This window comes from Sphingomonas sp. UYEF23, assembly GCF_040546165.1.
Taxonomy (GTDB): Bacteria; Pseudomonadota; Alphaproteobacteria; order Sphingomonadales; family Sphingomonadaceae; genus Sphingomonas; species Sphingomonas glacialis.
The window spans coordinates 137302-154343 of the sequence record NZ_JBEPNG010000005.1 but is presented as its reverse complement, the minus strand read 5'-3'; the positions used below and the strand labels follow the sequence as shown (position 1 = coordinate 154343).

Below are 17042 nucleotides of genomic sequence, written 5' to 3'. Positions count from 1 at the left end.
TCGAGTGCGGAACAGGGGCAGGTGTGACCCGTTCTACAGACATGTCGACCGGTGCTCGCTATGAGGTTCTCCTGGTTCCATCGGAAATGTCTTTGACCACTTCCGAATGGACTTGGCGTCGCCTTGACGGCGACGCCAGCGTTTCCGCGCACGGACTGCGCCATGCGACCTTGCCAGAATGCTTCGCCGAGGTGCGCGACCACGCCAAACAGTTTGGCCCGGCGACGGTCGCGGTCAATTTGCACGGCGACGCCGCGCCGCTTCCGCAAGGTGGTGAGGCGCTCTTGCCGAGTCGAGACGGCGCCTTGGCGAACCGGCTCGCTCCGAAGGCGCTGCTTCGGAGACGATCGGCGCTGCGCGGCTAGTCGGCGAAGAGCAAGACGGGCGTTTCGAGATAGCGCTTGAGCGCCTGGACGAAGCTGGCCGCATCCCAGCCATCGACGACGCGGTGATCGCAGCTGATCGACAGGTTCATCAGCTTGGCGCGGACGATCTCATCTCCGACGAAGACCGGCCGCTCGACGATCTTGTTCGGCCCGATGATCGCGACTTCGGGACGGTTGATCACTGGCGTCGTCGCGATTCCGCCGAGCGGGCCGAGCGAGGTAACGGTCAGCGTGCCGCCGCCCATTTCCTGCGGCGTGAGCTTGTTGGCGCGCGCGGCTTCGGCAAGGCGGAGGATTTCGCTGGCGAGCTGCCACACGTTGCGGTCCTGCGCGTCGCGGATGACGGGGACGGTGAGGCCCGCATCGGTCTGCGTCGCCATGCCGAGGTGCACTGCACCGTGACGCGTCACCACGCCGGCTTCGTCGTCATAGCGCGCGTTTATCATCGGGAAGGCGGGGATCGTCTTGCAGATCGCGGCGATCATCAACGGCAGCATCGTCAGCTTGGGGCGGTTGCCGCGCGCGCCGTTGAGATCGGCGCGCATCGCCTCAAGGGCAGTGACGTCGATTTCGTCGACATAGGTGAAATGCGGGATCGCGCGCTTCGACGCCGCCATGTTCTCGGCGATACGGCGACGCATGCCGATGACCTTGATCGGTTCGTCCGGGCGTGCGTTGCTGGCGTGGGGGGCGTGATAGCCCTGGCCCTGGCCGTAGCGGAGGAAGGCGTCGAGATCGCTGTGGCGGACGCGGTCGGACTCGGTCTTTACCTGGGTAAGGTCGATGCCGAGATCGGCCGCGCGCGCGCGGACCGCAGGGGAGGCAAGCGCCCTTTCTGCTCCCCTCCCGCTGGCGGGCGGGGACGCAGCCACGGGCGGAGCGCTGGCGGGGGCGTCCTGCCCTCCCCCGGCCCCTCCCGCAAGCGGGCGGGGAGCAGGTTGCGCTTCCTCCACGCCGGGGTTCTCGGCTTCATATTGCTGCGCGACCTCGACCTGCTCGGCCAACGCAGGCGCGGCCTTCAGCTCGACCGGCGCGTCATCGCGCAACGCGGGCGCTTCCTCAGCACCAACGTCTGCGGCATCGGTCTCGATCACCACCAGCGCAGCGCCGATCGACACCTGGTCGCCGACCTCGCCCGCAAGTTCGACCACCACGCCCGACACCGGCGATTCCATCTCGACCGTCGCCTTGTCGGTCATCATGTCGGCGACCTGCTGGTCCTCTTCGATCCGGTCCCCGACCGCGACGTGCCATGCCACGATCTCGGCCTCGGAAATGCCCTCGCCAATGTCGGGCAACTTGAACGTAAAACGCGCCATTATGCGTCCTTCATGATCTTCTTGAGCGCCTCGCCGATGCGGACGGGGCCCGGGAAATATGCCCATTCGAGGCTGTGCGGATACGGCGTATCGAAGCCCGTCACGCGTTCGATCGGGGCTTCGAGATGGTAGAAGCAGCGCTCCTGCACCAGCGCCGACAATTCGGCGCCGAAGCCCGAGGTGCGCGTCGCCTCGTGCACGATCATGCAGCGCCCGGTCTTCTTGACCGACGCCTCGATCGTCTCGATGTCGAGCGGTACGAGCGTGCGCAGGTCGATCACCTCGGCGTCGACGCCGGCCTCTTCCATCACCGCGAGCGCGACATGCACCATCGTGCCGTAGACGAGCACGGTCAGCGCCTCGCCGGGGCGCACGACCTTCGCCTTGCCGAGCTCGATCTTGTAGTATCCGGTCGGCACCTCGCCCGCGGGATGCTGCGACCAGTTCTGCGTCGGCTTGTCCCAATGGCCGTCGAACGGGCCGTTATAAATGCGCTTGGGCTCGAAGAAGATCGTTGGATCATTGTCCTCGATCGCGGCGATCAACAGGCCCTTGGCGTCGTACGGGGTCGAGGGGATCACGGTCTTCACGCCCGAAATGTGCGTGAAGATGCCCTCGGGACTTTGGCTGTGCGTCTGCCCGCCGAAGATGCCGCCGCCGAACGGCGAGCGCACCGTGATCGGCGCGGTGAATTCGCCCGCCGAGCGATAGCGCAGCCGCGCCGCCTCGCTGACCAACTGGTCGAGCGCGGGGTAGATGTAATCGGCGAACTGGATTTCGGGGACGGGACGCAGGCCGTAGGCGCCCATCCCGACCGCGACGCCGATGATGCCGCATTCGCTGATCGGCGTGTCGAACACGCGGGTCTTGCCGTATTTCGACTGCAAGCCAGCGGTCGCGCGGAACACGCCGCCGAAATAGCCGACGTCCTCGCCCATCACGATCACGTCGGGGTCGCGGCCCATCATCACGTCCATGGCGGAGTTGATCGCCTGGATCATGTTCATGCGAGTCGAGGTCGGGGTTTCGATTTCGGTTTCGACCGCTGTTTCAGAATCGCTCACGATGCATACTCCGTCATCCTCGCGAAAGCGGGGATCCCGCTGCCTGGCCCCGTCGCCAGAAAAAGAAGCGGGACCCTCGCGCTCGCGAGGGTGACGCCGAAGGGTTGAACGCTACCCATCACTTGTGCGCCCATGGCCGGCCGCTCGCGGTTTCCTCGGCGATCATCTGCGCCTGTTGTTCGCGCAAATGCCACGGCATTTCCTCGAACACGCCGTCGAACAGCGTATCGAGCGGCTGGTGCAGGCCGTGGCCGAGCACGCCGTTGGTCTCGGCCTGCTTCTGCGCGGCCTTGACCTGCTCGGCCAATTCCTTGTCCTGCGCCGCATGCCGCTCCTCGTCCCATTCGCCGAGCGCGATGAGATGGTCCTTGAGGCGCTTGATCGGATCGCCGAGCGGCCACGCGGTCGGCTCGCCCGCCGAGCGATACTGGCCGGGATCGTCCGAGGTCGAATGCCCTTCGGCGCGATAGGTGAAATGCTCGATCAGCGTTGGCCCCTGGTTGGTCCGCGCCCGCTCGGCCGCCCACAAGGTTGCGGCATAGACCGCGAGCGCGTCGTTGCCGTCGACTCGCAGGCCCGCGATGCCATAGCCAACCGCGCGCGCCGCGAAGGTCGTCGATTCGGCACCGGCGAACCCCGAGAAGCTAGAGATCGCCCACTGATTGTTGACGACGTTGAAGATCACCGGCGCGCGGTAGACGCTGGCGAAGGTGCAAGCCGAGTGGAAATCGCCCTCGGCGGTCGATCCGTCGCCGCACCAGGTCGCCGCGATCCGCGTGTCGCCCTTGGCGGCGCTCGCCATCGCCCAGCCGACGGCTTGCGGATATTGCGTGGTGAGGTTGCCCGAGATCGAGAAGAAGCCGGCTTCCTTCACCGAATACATGATCGGCAGCTGCTTGCCCTGCAGCCGGTCGGCGGTGTTCGAATAGATCTGGTTCATCATGTCGACCATCGACCAGCCGCGCGCGATCAGCAGGCCTTGCTGGCGGTACGACGGGAAGCACATGTCTTCATAATCGAGCGCATGCGCGGCGGCGACCGAGACCGCCTCCTCGCCGGTGCACTTCATGTAGAAGCTCGTCTTGCCTTGGCGCTGCGCGCGAAACATGCGCTCGTCGAACGCGCGGACCAACGCCATGCTGCGCAGCATCGCGCGCAGCGTGTCGGGCGACAGCCGCGGATTCCACGGGCCGACCGCCTGGCCTTCGTCGTCGAGCACGCGCACCAGATCGAACGCGAGATCGATGAACGTATCGGCCGCATCCGCCGGATCGGGGCGACGCGCCTTGCCCGCGGGCGGGATCGGCACCTGCGTGAAATCGACCGCATCGCCCGGCCGGAACTTGGGTTCGGGCACGTACAGCGACAATGGCGCAAGATTGGGCTTCAAATGATCGGGGACTCGGTCGGTCGCCATATACTCTCCACAACGCGTGCCTGGCTTGTGACCGACAGGCGGAATCGTTCTTCGAGCCTTGTTATAAAATTTCAACGCGCTTGGCGAGGGGGCGTTTGTCACGGAATGCGACGACCCGTCGCGCGGGGATGACGGACCAGCTTGACTCTGCAGCGACAAAGAGAACAAAATAGGAACGATGCTTCAAGTGAGTCGTGCCCGTGTCCTGTCCTGCCATCATCGCCGAGCTTCGCGAAAGCCTCAAGAAGGTGGAAAGCGACGGGCTGCGTCGGCGCCCGGTGCTGCCTTTCGGGATCGCGCCGATCGACGAACGGCTCGCGCCGGGCGGGCTGCGACTCGATTCGCTCCACGAGATTTCCGCGGCGAGTCCTGCCCCGTCGGACGATGCGGCGGCGACCTTGTTCATGGCAGGGATCGCGGCGCGCGCCTGGGGGCCGGTGCTGTGGGTGGTGCGGCGGCGCGACCTGTTCGCACCGGGGCTCTACCAGGCGGGGCTCGCGCCGGGGCGGCTGATCTATGCCGAGGCGGGCGACGATGCCGAGCTGCTCGCGCTGATGGAGGAGGGCCTGCGGCATCGCGGGCTCGGCGCGGTGGTCGGCGAGGTCAAGCGCGCGGCGATGCCCAATACGCGGCGGCTGCAGCTTGCCGCCGAGGGCGGGAAGACGATCGCTTTGCTGATGAAACGCCATGCGCGGGAGGGTGGCAATCCGCTCGCCGTGCCCTCGGCGGCGATGACGCGCTGGCGAATCGCCTCGGCGCCCTCGGCACCGCTGCCGGTCGGCGATGCGGGCGTCGGGCGGGCGCGATGGCAGGTGGAGCTGGTCCGCCAACGCGGCGGCGAATCCGCCGATTGGATGATGGAGGCATGCGATGAAACGGGTCGCCTCGCTCTACCTGCCCGACTGGTCGATCGAACGGCTGGCGCAGGCCGAGCGCTCAGCCGCGCCGCTTGAGGGCGCCAGCGTAGATCCGCAGGGCCTCGCCGAGGCCGTCGCGCGCGAGCAGGCGGTGGCGTGCTCGGTGCCGCGCGGTGGCGGCTGGCGGCCTGGCGCGCGCTGGGCACGGAGCGGGGAACTCGACGCGAACGCGCGCCATCGCAGCGCGGGACGCGTGAGCGAAGCTGCGCCGCATCCCTTCAAGGCGATGCCGCCCGACGAGGGTCGCGCTCCGCTGCGCGATGCGCGGGTGGCTTCTTCTGCCTCCCCTCCCTGGAAGGGAGGGGCTGGGGGTGGGTCGGCCCGCGGCGAGGGCAACGCCCGCCCTAGGCCGACCCACCCCCTACCCCTCCCTTCCAGGGAGGGGAGTAAAGGGGTGCCGCACGTTTCTTCCACCCCCGTCCCAGCGCCCGATCGACCATGCCCCCGGCATGGCCTGAAATGCGCGGGGCGCTGCTCAGCTGACGCTCTTCCAGGGGGGGAAGGGGAAGGACAAGCACCAGCGCCTGCCCCGTGCCCCCCCCTCCGTCACCCCGGCCTTGTGCCGGGGTCCACGCCTCCACTCGGGCGGCAGGGTGCGGTAACGGGTGGACCCCGGCCCAAGGCCGGGGTGACGCAAGACAGTGTGGCAGAATCGCCCCCGCCGCCCCGCATTACCTCGCTCCAATCCGGCAACCAGCTCGTCATCGCCGCCGCCTGCCCTGCCGCGCGTGCGCTCGGGCTCGTGCCGGGCATGGCGGTGACGCAGGCGCGCGCGCTGGTGCCCGAACTCGACATCCGCCCGGCCGATCCCGACGGCGACCGCGCCGCTTTGCTGCGCCTTGCGACGCTTGCCGCGCGGCGCTGGTGCCCAGTGGTGATGCCGTCGGGCGAGGACGGGCTGTTCCTCGATATCAGCGGCGTCGCGCATCTGTTCGGCGGCGAGGCGGCGATGGCGCGGCGGATCGTGCGCATCCTCGCGCGGCTCGGCTTCACCGCGCGCGTCGCGGTGGCGGATACGCCGGGCGCGGCGTGGGCGCTCGCGCGGTTTGCGGTCTCGCCTGCCCCTACCCCCCGTCACTCCCGCGAAAGCGGGGGCCCCGATTCTTCTTCGGCGGTGGAGAAGAAGCGGGATCCCCGCTTTCGCGGGGATGACGGCGTTTTGATCTGCCCGCCCGCCGCCCATATCGACGCGCTCGCCCCCCTGCCCACCCGCGCGCTCCGGCTCGACAGCCGCGCGATCGAGCTGCTCAAGCGGCTCGGCATCGAGACGATCGGCCAGCTCGCCGCGCTCCCGCGCGCGCCGCTCGCGCGGCGTTTCGGCGGCGCGCTCGTCGCGCGGCTCGACCAGGCGACCGGGCGGCTCCCCGAACCGCTCGACCCCGTGCCCGTGCCCGAGCCGATCGGCGTGGTGCAGCGCTTCGCCGAACCGATCGCCACCGCCGAGGCGATCGAACATTGGCTCGGCCAGCTGATGCCGCGGCTCGTCACCGCACTCGGCCAGGCCGGGCTCGGCGCGCGCGCGGTCGAGCTCGTCGCCGACCGGATCGACGGCGTGCCGCAGCGCCTCCGCATCGGCCTCGCCCGCCCGACGCGCGACGGCGCGCATCTGCTGCGGCTGACGCTGCGGCGGATCGAGGAGATCGCGCCGGGCTACGGCATCGATGCGCTCGCGCTCCACGTCCGCCGTGCCGATTCGCTCGGCGCCGAGGCGTTCGCCGAGACGCTCGAGGACCAGGCGCCCGACCTCGCGCCGCTGATCGACACGCTCGCCAACCGCATCGGCAGCCACGCGCTGTGGCGCACGATCCCGGTCGAGAGCGACGTGCCCGAACGCTCGATCGCCGCCGCGCCGCCGCTCGATCCGCCGGCGCGCGCGGCGGCAAAGCTCAAGCCCGACGATGTCCGCCAGCTCGATCGCTCGGTCGCGCTCCACCCGTGGGACTCGCGCTGGCCACGCCCGGTGCGACTGCTGCACCGCCCCGAATTGCTCGACCATGTGCTGGCGGAACTCCCCGACCAGCCGCCCAAGCGCTTCACCTGGCGCGGCATGGCGCACCGCGTGGTACGCGCCGATGGCCCCGAGCGGATCCTGGGCGAATGGTGGAAGCGCGGGACCGAGCGCCACAGCGTGCGCGACTATTTCCAGGTCGAGGACGAGGCCGGTCACCGCTTCTGGCTGTTCCGCCGCGGCGATGGCGAGCGCGGCGAGACGGGCGATCTCGCCTGGTTCATGCACGGATCGTTCGGATGAGCGGCGGCTCAGCGCCGCGCGTCGATCGCCTTGAGGCGCCCCTCGCGGCCATAGTCGAGCAGGCGGGTATCGGCGGTCAGCAGCGGGCAATTGTACGCTCGCGCGGTCGCCATGATGATCCGGTCGCACGGGTCGCCGTGGATCTCACGCGGCAGGCTCCCCGCGTCCAACGCGATCTGGCGGGTCATGTCGGCAATGACGAGCCCTACCTCCACCAAACGCTCGATCCAAATCTCGGGCGGCATGGCGAGCGTCACGTTGCGCCGCGCGACGAGCATCCCGATTTCCCACATACTGATCGCGGCGAAGAGCGCCTCCCCCGATCCGATCGCGTCGGCCACGGTGTTTCCCGCAACCTTTCCGAGGCGCGGGTCGCCATCGGCGAACCAGATCAGGACGTGCGTATCGAACAGGATCACCGATACAGCTCGGCAGGATTGTTGGCCTCCCACTCCGCTTCCCAGTCGGGATCGACCGGGGCGGTAGGGTCTACTCCGGGTGCCCATGTCACAGACCCCTTCATCATACCGAACCGTGCCACGGGGGCGGTCTTTTCGGCCACCGCCGACACGGTCGCAACCGGCTTGCCGCGCTTGGTGATGGTGATCGATTCGCCGCTTGCCTGGACCTCGTCGAGGATCGCCAGGCATTTGGCCTTGAATTCCGCCGCGCCGATCATCTTCGTCATGGGCTTTGCTCCTGCCGAACTGGTCACTTCTTATAGTCACTTCGTCAGATTCGGGCAATGATCTGGTCTGAATTGCAAGTGACGACGCATTACAGTTTCCTGCGCGGCGCATCGTCGCCCGACGATCTCGTCAAGGCCGCGGTGTTGACGGGAATGCCGGCGATCGGGGTGACCGACCGCAACTCGGTCGGCGGCGTGGTGCGCGCACTGGTCGCGACCGAGGAACTGTCGGCGATCCGCCCGATCCGGCTCGTTGCGGGGTGCCGGCTCGATCTGGTCGACGGGACGTCGGTGCTCGTCTGGCCCGAAGATCGCGCGGCGTGGAGCCGGCTCACGCGGCTGCTGACACTCGGCAAGGGCCGCGCCGATCCGCAAAAGGGCGAGAAGGGGCAATGCTTCCTGCATTGGGAGGATGTCGCGCAGCATGCCGAGGGGCTGGTCGCAGCACTGGTTCCCGGGCTGACCGAAACCTATGCCGAGGATGCCGAAGCGCTGCGCTGGATGGCCGACGTGTTCGGCAATCGCGGCCATCTCTGCCTGACGCAGCACCGCCGCCCCGGCGATGCGCAGCGGCTCCATAGCCTCGATGCGCAGGCGCAGCATTATGGCCTGACCCCGCTCGCGACCGGCGACGTGCTCTATGACGTGCCGCAGCGCCGGATGTTGCAGGACGTCGTCACCGCGATCCGCCACCGCTGCACGATCGACGACCTCGGCCATGCGCGCGAACGCAGCGCCGACCGGCACCTCAAGGGCCCCGCCGAGATGGCGCGGCGCTTCAAGCACCATCCGCGCGCGCTCGCCGCGGCCGAGGCGATCGTCGAGCGCTGCACCTTTTCGCTGCGCGAATTGAAGGATCAGTATCGCTATCCCGACGAAGTCGTGATCAGCCAGCGCTCGCCACAGGATGCGCTCGCGACGATGGCGCGCGACGCGCTGTCCGACCGCTTCCGGGGCGCGCCGCCGCCCGCATACATCAAACTGCTCGAACACGAGCTCGGGCTGGTCGAGACGATGGGCTATGCGCCCTATTTCCTCACCGTCAATTCGATCGTCCGCTTCGCGCGCAGCCAGGGGATTTTGTGCCAGGGGCGCGGATCGGCGGCCAATTCGGTGATCTGCTTCGTGCTCGGCATCACCTCGATCGATCCGATCGTCCATACCTTGCTGTTCGAGCGCTTCATCTCGACCGAGCGGCGCGAGCCACCCGATATCGACGTCGATTTCGAGCATGAGCGGCGCGAGGACGTGATCCAGTGGATCTACGAGACCTATGGCCAGCACCATGCCGCGCTGACCGCGGTCGTCAGCCGCTATCGCTCGCGCGGCGCGGTGCGCGAGGTCGGCAAGGCGCTCGGCTTGCCCGAGGACATGACCGCGGCGCTCGCATCGCAAGTGTGGGGCTGGTCGAACGACGGCGTCCCGCTCGAGCATGTCGAGGCGCTCAATCTCGATGCGACCGAGCCGCGGCTCGCGCTGACGCTCGAGCTCGCGACGCAATTGATCGGCACGCCGCGGCACCTGTCGCAGCATCCCGGCGGCTTCGTGCTGTCGCACGACCGGCTCGACGAACTCGTGCCGGTCGAGCCCGCCGCGATGATCGACCGCCGCGTGGTCGAGTGGGAGAAGCTCGACATCGAGGAAATCGGGCTGATGAAAGTCGATATCCTCGGGCTCGGGATGTTGGGGTGCATGCGCCGCAGCTTCGATCTGCTGCGCGAGCATAAGGGCGTCGATATCCGGCTCGACAGCCCCGAGATGCAAGTCGACGACCCTGCTACCTATGCGATGATCCAGCAGGCCGACACGCTCGGCACCTTCCAGATCGAGAGCCGCGCGCAGATGTCGATGTTGCCGCGGATGAAGCCCAAGGAATTCTACGACATCGCGATCCAGGTCGCGATCGTCCGGCCGGGGCCGATCCAGGGCGACATGGTCCACCCCTATCTCAAGCGGCGCGAGCAGAAGGAGAAGATCGAATATCCCAATGCCGCGCTCGAGGGCGTGCTCAAGAAGACGCTCGGCGTGCCGCTGTTCCAGGAGCAGGCAATGCTCGTCGCGATCGTCGGCGCGGGGTTCACGCCCGGCGAGGCCGACCGGCTGCGCCGCGCGATGGCGACCTTCAAGATGACCGGCGGGGTCGGCGAATTCCGCGACAAGTTGATCAACGGCATGCTCGGCAACGGCATTTCGCTCGATTTCGCCGAGCGGCTGGTCAAGCAGATCGAAGGGTTCGGCAGCTATGGTTTCCCCGAGAGCCATGCCGCGAGTTTCGCCAAGATCGCGTATGCGTCGAGCTGGATGAAGTGCCACCACCCCGACGTGTTCTGCGCGGCGTTGCTCAACGCACAACCGATGGGGTTCTACGCGCCGGCGCAGATCGTACGCGATGCGCGCGAGCATGGGGTGCGGATCGCGCCGGTGTGCGTCAACCGGAGCGAGTGGGATACGATCCTGCTTCCTCCCCTCCCGCTTGCGGGAGGGGACCGAGGGGTGGGCACGACCGGCGTATCAGACGGTACCGCTTGCAATGGAGCGCGAGCCCAGCCCCTCCCGCGAGCGGGAGGGGAGACATTGCCCCTCCGCCTTGGCCTGCGCATCATCCTCGGCATCTCGGGCGCCGAGGCGGGCCGCATCCTCATCGCGCGCGGCGATCGGCCGTTTGCGTCGATCGAGGATGTCTGGCGTCGCGCCGGCGTGTCGCTACTGACGCTCGAGAAGATCGCGCAGGCCGATGGCTTTCACGGCTTCGGGATCGATCGCCGCAAGGCTTTGTGGGAGGTCAAGGCGCTCGGGCAGAAGCCGCTGCCGCTGTTCGCCGCGATCGAATCGCCGACCGAGCCGAGCGTGACGCTCAAGGCGCTCACCGCCGGGCGCGAGGTGGTCGAGGATTATCGCGCGACGCAGATGTCGCTGCGCGCGCACCCGCTGAGTTTTTTGCGCGGCGAGCTCGAGCGGCGACGGGTGACGCGGTGCGGCGACCTGCGCGGGATGAAGGACGGCACCCGCGTCGAGGTCGCCGGGCTGATCCTGGTGCGGCAGCGCCCGGGGAGCGCGAAGGGGGTGGTGTTCGTGACGCTCGAGGACGAGACCGGAATCGCCAATGCGATCCTGTGGCCCGACCGGTTCGAGGCGCAGCGCCGCGTCGTGATGGGCGCGGCGATGCTCGGCATCAGCGGGCGCGTGCAGAGCGAAAGCGGGACGATCCACGTCATCGCCGATCGCATCATCGATCTGACGGGGATGCTCCGCCAGATCGGCGATCTCGATTTGCCGCGCCTCACCATGCCGGGCGACGGCGCGACGCATGGCGGCACGATCGACCCGCGCGACCGCAAGCCCGACTGGAAACCGCCGGCGCAGCGCGCACTGGAAAGCTGGCCGCCGCGGGCGGGTGGGAAGGAGGATGCAGACCTTATTCCGGTCCGCAGCCACGATTTCCACTAGCGCGCCTAACCCTCCTCCCCTCCCTTTCCGGGAGGGGAGTCGAGAGCCCCAACGTCAGGCGGTCTTGCCGGTCTCGAACAGGAACCACGCGCGACGCTCGGCATCTTCGGTCCAATTGTCGATCATCGCGCTCGTCGCATTGTCCTTGGCTTCGTCGGCAATGTCCTTCGCCTCGCGCAGCGCCTCGACCAGCTTGAGATTGTCGTCGCGCAATTCCTTGAGCATCGCGGCCGGCGCGACGAACTCGGCGTCATTGTCGGTGATCGTCTGATGGCGTGCAATGTCGCCGATCGAGCGGAGCGTGGTGTTGCCGGTCTTGCGGACGCGCTCGGCGATATCGTCGGTGCCGGCGAAGATCTGCGCCGCCTGCTCGTCGAGCAGCAGGTGATAGTCGCGGAAATGCGGGCCCGACATGTGCCAGTGGAAATTCTTGGTCTTGAAGAACAGCGCGAACGAATCGGCGAGGACGCCGTTGAGCGCCTCGGCGACGGTCTTGGTCGCATTGCTCTGCAGGTCGGTCGGGGTGTTCAGCGCCTTGGCAACCATGGGGTGCACTCCTGAAAAAGTTGATTCGATGCAGCAACGATTGTCTGGCGCAATGGGTCCCACCCCGCGCAGGCAAAAATGCGATCAGACCGATCGCCGCACTAGATCAGCCGCAGCGCACCAAGCCCTTGGACGGCGCCGGAAATCAGCAGGGCGACCGACGCGGCGACTCGCAGCGCCGTGGTCGGGATCTTCCGCAGCCCGCGCGTGCCGAGCAGGATCGCGGGTACCAGCACGACCATCGCGCCGATCGTCGCGCCGACCGCGGCGAGCGCCGGCGTCGTGCTGCGCGCGGCGAGCGCGGCGGTGATGAATTGCGTGCGATCGCCGAAACCGAGCATCCCGACCGCGACGAGGCTCGAGCCGAACGTGCCAAGCCGCCAGTCGCGCAGCTTGGGCGGCTTGAGCGGCCAGCAGCCCGATGCGCCGGCCGAGAGCAACGCGAACGCCAGCAGCAGGTCGCGCGCATTGGGCGAGAGCATCGGCGCGACGATCACCCCGCCGACCACGCCGATCGCATTGCCGAGCGCGATCGCGAGCGCGGTCGCGGCGATCACCGCGGCCTTGCTCGCGTATCGATCGCCGAGCAGCGCCGCGGTCCACGGCGTGCGATCGCTCGCCTGGGTGAACAGCGCCGCGACGAGCGCGGCCATCAGCGCGTCCATGCGCTCAGCCGTTCCGCCGCGCGAATCGCACGACTCGCACGCCGCCTGCTTGTCCGCTCCGATCGATTGCCCCACATGCCGCGTGCATACGCTGTTGCCCCTTCGCCGCACAGGGCTAAGCCGCAAGGCATAAAGGGCGGCTTAACTGCGCGCGAATCGGCGTGCGCGCTTGACATCCATGGCCTGTTCCGCCATCGGGCAGGGCTTCAAGCGGCGGCTCGTTCGCCGCTTTTGCATTTTCAGATCACAGGAATTCAGGTCATGGCAAAGCCGACCACGGTCAAGATCAAGCTCGTCAGCACGGCAGACACCGGCTTCTTCTACACCACCAAGAAGAACCCGCGCACCAAGACCGAGAAGCTGAGCTTCAGCAAGTACGACCCCGTCGTGCGCAAGCATGTCGAGTTCAAGGAAGCCAAGATCAAGTAAGCCGCTGGCCGCAAGGCCGGTTGCGTCGATCAGGGCCGCGGGCATATGCCCGGCGGCCTTTTTCGCGTTCCTAAAAGCCCCTCCCCTTCAGGGGAGGGGTTGGGGGTGGGGAAGTGCCTCGCAGAGAGCGCTCACGAGATCAAACGTCCCCACCCCAACCCCTCCCCTGAAGGGGAGGGGCTTAGAAGGTCACAGCAACGCTGCGACCGAATCGACGAAGCGCATCAGCGAGATCGGCTTCGACACGTAGGCGTCGGCCCCCGCCGCGCGGATCCGCTCCTCGTCCTCGCGCCCGGCATAGGCGGTCACCGCCATGATCGGGATCGCGCGCAAGGTCGCATCGGCCTTCAATTGCTGGATCAACTCATAGCCGCTGACGTGCGGCAACTGGATGTCCATTACGATCAGATCGGGCGCGAAGGCGCGGGCGCGCACCACCGCCTCGCGCCCGTCGCGCACGCCCTCGGTCGCATATTCATGCGCGCGCAAAAGGTCGCAGAAAAGTTTCAGGTTGAGTTCGTTGTCCTCGACAACGAGCACCCTTTTTGCCACGCCCGCCATTCCTTGGTCCATGGGACGTCCTACCCAATGCGCAGCGCAGTGACAAATACCGACCCGACCCAAATCGCGCTCAACGCGCTTGTCTGGACGCTCGGCGACGAAGATCGCGCGCAACGCTTGCTCGATACGACCGGCCTCACCCCCGACGATCTGCGCGCCCGCGCGAGCGAACCCGCGGTGCTGTCGGCAGTGCTCGGTTTCCTCGAGAATTACGAACCCGACCTGCTCGCCTGCGCCGAGGGGATCGGCGAGCGGCCCGAAGCCATCGTCGCCGCGCGCGCCGCGCTCGATCCGGAGTATTACGAATGAAGGGCCTGCTGATCTGCGATTGCGACGAGGTGCTGCTGCACATGGTGCGGCACTTCGGCGTGTGGCTGCGCGAGACGCACGATATCGACTTCGCGCATGAGAGCGGCGATTTCGCGGCGATGACGCGCCGCGGCGGTGGCCCCAAGCCGACGCAGGAGGAAATGTGGGAACTCCTCCACGGCTTCTTCCCCGCCGAGATGGGCCGCCAGACGCTCGTGCCGCACGCGCGCGAAGCGCTCGCGGCGTTGTCGCACGTCGCCGACGTGGTGATCCTCACCAACCTCACCGACGCCAACCGCGAGCCGCGCATCGCGCAATTGCTCGGCCACGACATGCCGTACCGCGTCGAGACCAATCAGGGCGGCAAGGGCGACCCCGTCGCGCGGCTGGTCGCCGAGTTCGGCAATCCCGTGACGGTGTTCGTCGACGATCTCGCCGTGCATCACACCTCGGTCGCCAAGCATGCGCCTGATGTGTTCCGGCTCCACATGGTGTCGGAGCCTGATCTTGCCCCCCAGGTTGCACCCGCGCCCGATGCGCATGTGCGCATCGACGACTGGCAGGCGGCGCACGCCTGGATCGCCGATCGTTTCACCGCCGGCGTGCCGGCCACCGCCTCATCTGAAAGGACTTCTGCATGACCGACCGTATCGACCGCAAGCTCGCCGACCTCGGCCTGACGCTTCCAGCCCCCGCCGCGCCGGTCGCGTCCTATGTGCCCGCAGTCGACGCGCACGGGCTGCTGCATATCTCGGGGCAGCTGCCCTTCATCGATGGCACGCTGGTCACCGGCCGGCTCGGCGACGGGGTCGATCTCGAGGCCGGCCAGAAGGCGGCGCAGGCGTGCGGCCTGATGCTCGTCGCACAGATCAAGGCGGCGCTCGGCGGGCTCCACCGCGTCGAGCGGATCGTCAAGCTCGGCGTGTTCGTCAATTCGACCGCCGATTTCACCGACCAGCCCAAGGTCGCCAATGGCGCGTCGGACCTGATGGTCGAGCTGTTCGGCGAGGCCGGCAAGCATGCGCGTAGCGCGGTCGGCGTCAGCGCGCTCCCGCTCGGCGCGGCGGTCGAAGTCGACGCGATCGTGCAGATCTCGACGCTGTAATTTTTATCCTCCCCCGCAAGGGGGAGGATTTCCTTCCTAGCCGTTCCTGCGGTGCGACGCCTGCGCGCGCAGCAGCGCGACCTCGACCGGGATCGTCCGCGCGATCGTCGCCGGTGTGAGGTCGTCACGTCCGCTGCCGGGGAAGAGTACCGTCACGACGTCGCCCTGGATGCTCTCCATCGGATCGACGACGCGCACGCACACGCCCGCCATGTTGCGTTTCGCGCACAGTTCGCGGCCGAGCGCGCGGTGCAGCGCGATCGATCCCTCGCCCAGTTTCTCGAACGGCCCGGTGTCGGCGACGATGACGGGCACGGTCACGCCGTCATGGACGACATAGCCGAAATCGCCCGCCTTGACCCCGGTCAGCGCGGTGAACTGCCCCTCGACGTCCGACGGCCCCTCCCACGGAATGACGACATAGGGGATGCGATCGGCATCGACCGGCACTTCGCCGCCGTGCCCGTCAGGGAGCATCAGTGCGGTCGGGCATTGGTCCATCGCGCCATGCGCGGGGCTGCACGCGAAGGGCGAGCCGTCGAGATCGACCGCCAGTTTCGAGACATAGGCGATCGTCCCGTCGGGCAGCCGGCGCAGCGTGGTCACCGCGTTGGGATCGTTGCGGCAGCCGTGGACGCGGTGTCCGCGAAAGCGGTCCTTCGCGTCGCACAGCCCGAACTCCTGCCGGTACGCTTCGTCGAGCGACTGGCCGGCGGAGAGATCGACCGTGGCGGGCGCGCCGGCGGCCTGCGCTGCCGGCGGCGTGACGGTCGCGAGCAGACCGAGCAAAAGCGTACGCAGCATCATGCCTCGTCGCTCACGAATGCGCCGGACTAACGCTCGCCGGAGCGTGCGGATCCGGGATCGCCTCGAGCCGCGCATCGCCCGCGACGACGGCCTTGGGCACGCGCGGCATCGTCTCGAACGGCAAGCGCTTGTTGAGCGTCTGCGACCAGCGTTCGAGCCATTCGTTGCCGTCGGGCCCGACATAATGGTCGGCGGTGCGATACGCCGGATCGCGCATCGCCGCATCGAGCGTGATCGGTCGCAGCCGCGCATCGCGCAGGATCGCGGCGAGCGCGTCGATGCTCGCGGCGTTGAGGCGGCTGGCATGGAGCAGGAAGACGAAGCTCGGCTCGCGCCCGAACAGGGTGCGTGCGGCCTGCTTGTACCAGGCGACGATCTCGCGCGTGAAGGTCAGATATTGCTGCCGGACCCGTGCCGCCGCCGCCACGTCGCCGCGCGCGATGGCAGCGTCGTACAGCGTGGCGAACTGCCAGTCGCTATTCTCCATCGTCACCGGCGCGACGCGGTAGCCATGCTCGCCGAGCCAGCCCTCGAAGCGCGTGCGCACCGCCTGCGTCGTCCCGGTCTCGAGAAAGGGATAGCGGAACCAATGCTCGCGCCGTCCGCGTGCAGCGAGCAAGGGCGCGGTCACCGTTTCGTCGCGCGCGACGTCGGCGATATAGGTCTCGACCGGCGTCTTGGTGAGCGAAGGATGCGAATAGGTATGGTTGCCGAGATCCATCCCGGCATCGAGCCACGCCTCGAGCAAGGCGATCCGCGCGGGCCGGTCGGCGGCATCGAGCTGGATCTCGTTGACGAAGCCCGTCGCCTTCCAGTGATTGCGCTGCATTCCCGCGAGCAAGCGGTCGGTGACGTCCTTGCCCTCGGCCGCGGTCCAGAAACGGCCGTAGACGGGCAAATCGTCGACGGTGATCGCGACCCCCGTGGCGTGGAGCGGCGCTGCCGTCGCGGCCATCAGCGCGGCGACCGCGAGGCATCCGCTGCGCGCACGAGGCCGGAAAGCGCGCAAGGCGGAAAATACGCCCGAGAAACGAGGTTCGACCATGCGGATCCTGCTACGGCGGAAAGGATAACGCCGTATCGAGGACGATCAGCGTGGCAACGACTGCGAATGTGGCGTCGGCGGCAAGC

The 17042-nt window shown here is 67.9% G+C and carries 18 protein-coding genes; 8 read left to right on the top strand and 10 right to left on the bottom strand.

The window, feature by feature from the left end; genetic code table 11:
* The first annotated feature begins 23 nt into the window (after nt 1-23).
* Nucleotides 24-365, top strand: a complete 342-nt coding sequence (locus ABIB28_RS11380; protein ID WP_189677066.1) for a hypothetical protein — start codon at nt 24-26, stop codon at nt 363-365.
* On the opposite strand, the gene ABIB28_RS11375 is transcribed toward ABIB28_RS11380, so the two are convergent.
* The 3 genes from ABIB28_RS11375 to ABIB28_RS11365 all read right to left on the bottom strand — a co-directional run bounded on the left by ABIB28_RS11375 (nt 362) and on the right by ABIB28_RS11365 (nt 4186).
* Nucleotides 362-1705 (bottom strand): dihydrolipoamide acetyltransferase family protein, encoded by a 1344-nt coding sequence (locus tag ABIB28_RS11375; RefSeq protein ID WP_354288213.1) that lies wholly within the window; start codon nt 1703-1705, stop codon nt 362-364. The two genes, ABIB28_RS11380 and ABIB28_RS11375, sit on opposite strands and share 4 nt — an antisense overlap.
* Entirely contained in the window at nt 1705-2712 is a 1008-nt protein-coding gene (locus tag ABIB28_RS11370; protein ID WP_133192184.1) for an alpha-ketoacid dehydrogenase subunit beta, read from the bottom strand. Before ABIB28_RS11370 ends, ABIB28_RS11375 begins: the two co-directional genes overlap by 1 nt.
* Before the next feature lie 175 nt (nt 2713-2887).
* Nucleotides 2888-4186, bottom strand: coding sequence for a thiamine pyrophosphate-dependent enzyme (locus tag ABIB28_RS11365; RefSeq protein WP_354288212.1), 1299 nt, complete (start codon nt 4184-4186; stop codon nt 2888-2890).
* Between the two features lie 248 nt (nt 4187-4434).
* Between ABIB28_RS11365 and ABIB28_RS11360 the strand changes: the two genes are divergently transcribed.
* Together ABIB28_RS11360 and ABIB28_RS11355 are read left to right on the top strand one after the other, a co-directional pair.
* Nucleotides 4435-5139 (top strand): ImuA family protein, encoded by a 705-nt coding sequence (locus tag ABIB28_RS11360; protein ID WP_189677196.1) that lies wholly within the window; start codon nt 4435-4437, stop codon nt 5137-5139.
* A gap of 592 nt (nt 5140-5731) precedes the next feature.
* Nucleotides 5732-7354 carry a Y-family DNA polymerase gene (locus ABIB28_RS11355; RefSeq protein ID WP_354288211.1) on the top strand — a complete coding sequence of 541 codons (1623 nt, stop codon included), beginning with the start codon at nt 5732-5734 and terminating at the stop codon, nt 7352-7354.
* Nucleotides 7355-7362: 8 nt separating this feature from the next.
* Here ABIB28_RS11355 and ABIB28_RS11350 read toward each other — a convergent pair whose 3' ends face one another.
* Both ABIB28_RS11350 and ABIB28_RS11345 read right to left on the bottom strand, forming a co-directional pair.
* A complete protein-coding gene (locus tag ABIB28_RS11350) occupies nt 7363-7773 on the bottom strand; it encodes a type II toxin-antitoxin system VapC family toxin (RefSeq protein ID WP_165954558.1) in 411 nt (136 codons plus the stop codon).
* Nucleotides 7770-8042 carry a type II toxin-antitoxin system Phd/YefM family antitoxin gene (locus ABIB28_RS11345; RefSeq protein WP_133191718.1) on the bottom strand — a complete coding sequence of 91 codons (273 nt, stop codon included), beginning with the start codon at nt 8040-8042 and terminating at the stop codon, nt 7770-7772. Before ABIB28_RS11345 ends, ABIB28_RS11350 begins: the two co-directional genes overlap by 4 nt.
* 57 nt (nt 8043-8099) lie before the next feature.
* Here ABIB28_RS11345 and ABIB28_RS11340 point away from each other — a divergent pair, with 57 nt between their 5' ends.
* Nucleotides 8100-11489 (top strand): error-prone DNA polymerase, encoded by a 3390-nt coding sequence (locus ABIB28_RS11340; RefSeq protein ID WP_354288210.1) that lies wholly within the window; start codon nt 8100-8102, stop codon nt 11487-11489.
* Between the two features lie 54 nt (nt 11490-11543).
* Here ABIB28_RS11340 and ABIB28_RS11335 read toward each other — a convergent pair whose 3' ends face one another.
* Nucleotides 11544-12035 carry a Dps family protein gene (locus tag ABIB28_RS11335; RefSeq protein WP_354288209.1) on the bottom strand — a complete coding sequence of 164 codons (492 nt, stop codon included), beginning with the start codon at nt 12033-12035 and terminating at the stop codon, nt 11544-11546.
* Between the two features lie 101 nt (nt 12036-12136).
* A complete protein-coding gene (locus tag ABIB28_RS11330) occupies nt 12137-12700 on the bottom strand; it encodes a TMEM165/GDT1 family protein (protein ID WP_354288208.1) in 564 nt (187 codons plus the stop codon).
* Between the two features lie 261 nt (nt 12701-12961).
* Here ABIB28_RS11330 and rpmG point away from each other — a divergent pair, with 261 nt between their 5' ends.
* Nucleotides 12962-13129, top strand: a complete 168-nt coding sequence (gene rpmG, locus ABIB28_RS11325; protein ID WP_010162189.1) for a 50S ribosomal protein L33 — start codon at nt 12962-12964, stop codon at nt 13127-13129.
* A gap of 189 nt (nt 13130-13318) precedes the next feature.
* Here the strand turns inward: rpmG and ABIB28_RS11320 are convergent, their stop codons facing one another.
* Nucleotides 13319-13681, bottom strand: a complete 363-nt coding sequence (locus ABIB28_RS11320) for a response regulator (RefSeq protein ID WP_133191713.1) — start codon at nt 13679-13681, stop codon at nt 13319-13321.
* 36 nt (nt 13682-13717) lie between these two features.
* Between ABIB28_RS11320 and ABIB28_RS11315 the strand changes: the two genes are divergently transcribed.
* From ABIB28_RS11315 to ABIB28_RS11305, 3 genes are read left to right on the top strand one after another with little or no spacing between them, the layout of a single operon-like run.
* The gene (locus ABIB28_RS11315; protein WP_133191712.1) at nt 13718-13999 is read left to right on the top strand and encodes a DUF3572 domain-containing protein; all 282 of its coding nucleotides are present in this window, start codon (nt 13718-13720) and stop codon (nt 13997-13999) included.
* Nucleotides 13996-14640 carry an HAD family hydrolase gene (locus ABIB28_RS11310; RefSeq protein ID WP_322160816.1) on the top strand — a complete coding sequence of 215 codons (645 nt, stop codon included), beginning with the start codon at nt 13996-13998 and terminating at the stop codon, nt 14638-14640. The genes ABIB28_RS11315 and ABIB28_RS11310 overlap by 4 nt, the downstream gene beginning before the upstream one ends.
* Nucleotides 14637-15104, top strand: a complete 468-nt coding sequence (locus ABIB28_RS11305; protein ID WP_010183131.1) for a RidA family protein — start codon at nt 14637-14639, stop codon at nt 15102-15104. Before ABIB28_RS11310 ends, ABIB28_RS11305 begins: the two co-directional genes overlap by 4 nt.
* 36 nt (nt 15105-15140) lie before the next feature.
* On the opposite strand, the gene ABIB28_RS11300 is transcribed toward ABIB28_RS11305, so the two are convergent.
* Together ABIB28_RS11300 and ABIB28_RS11295 are read right to left on the bottom strand one after the other, a co-directional pair.
* Nucleotides 15141-15908 carry a glycoside hydrolase family 75 protein gene (locus tag ABIB28_RS11300; protein WP_354288207.1) on the bottom strand — a complete coding sequence of 256 codons (768 nt, stop codon included), beginning with the start codon at nt 15906-15908 and terminating at the stop codon, nt 15141-15143.
* Nucleotides 15909-15921: 13 nt separating this feature from the next.
* Nucleotides 15922-16956 (bottom strand): polysaccharide deacetylase family protein, encoded by a 1035-nt coding sequence (locus ABIB28_RS11295; RefSeq protein ID WP_354288206.1) that lies wholly within the window; start codon nt 16954-16956, stop codon nt 15922-15924.
* Between the last annotated feature and the right edge of the window lie 86 nt (nt 16957-17042).

What these genes read in the sequence shown, in the direction of transcription:
- ABIB28_RS11375 (WP_354288213.1), bottom strand. Translation starts at nt 1,705, where the DNA reads ATGGCGCGTTTTACGTTCAAGTTGCCCGACATTGGCGAGGGCATTTCC.
- ABIB28_RS11370 (WP_133192184.1), bottom strand. Translation starts at nt 2,712, where the DNA reads ATGAACATGATCCAGGCGATCAACTCCGCCATGGACGTGATGATGGGC.
- ABIB28_RS11365 (WP_354288212.1), bottom strand. Translation starts at nt 4,186, where the DNA reads ATGGCGACCGACCGAGTCCCCGATCATTTGAAGCCCAATCTTGCGCCA.
- ABIB28_RS11345 (WP_133191718.1), bottom strand. Translation starts at nt 8,042, where the DNA reads ATGACGAAGATGATCGGCGCGGCGGAATTCAAGGCCAAATGCCTGGCG.
- ABIB28_RS11340 (WP_354288210.1), top strand. Translation starts at nt 8,100, where the DNA reads ATGATCTGGTCTGAATTGCAAGTGACGACGCATTACAGTTTCCTGCGC.
- ABIB28_RS11335 (WP_354288209.1), bottom strand. Translation starts at nt 12,035, where the DNA reads ATGGTTGCCAAGGCGCTGAACACCCCGACCGACCTGCAGAGCAATGCG.
- ABIB28_RS11330 (WP_354288208.1), bottom strand. Translation starts at nt 12,700, where the DNA reads ATGGACGCGCTGATGGCCGCGCTCGTCGCGGCGCTGTTCACCCAGGCG.
- rpmG (WP_010162189.1), top strand. Translation starts at nt 12,962, where the DNA reads ATGGCAAAGCCGACCACGGTCAAGATCAAGCTCGTCAGCACGGCAGAC.
- ABIB28_RS11315 (WP_133191712.1), top strand. Translation starts at nt 13,718, where the DNA reads ATGCGCAGCGCAGTGACAAATACCGACCCGACCCAAATCGCGCTCAAC.
- ABIB28_RS11310 (WP_322160816.1), top strand. Translation starts at nt 13,996, where the DNA reads ATGAAGGGCCTGCTGATCTGCGATTGCGACGAGGTGCTGCTGCACATG.
- ABIB28_RS11305 (WP_010183131.1), top strand. Translation starts at nt 14,637, where the DNA reads ATGACCGACCGTATCGACCGCAAGCTCGCCGACCTCGGCCTGACGCTT.
- ABIB28_RS11300 (WP_354288207.1), bottom strand. Translation starts at nt 15,908, where the DNA reads ATGCTGCGTACGCTTTTGCTCGGTCTGCTCGCGACCGTCACGCCGCCG.
- ABIB28_RS11295 (WP_354288206.1), bottom strand. Translation starts at nt 16,956, where the DNA reads ATGGTCGAACCTCGTTTCTCGGGCGTATTTTCCGCCTTGCGCGCTTTC.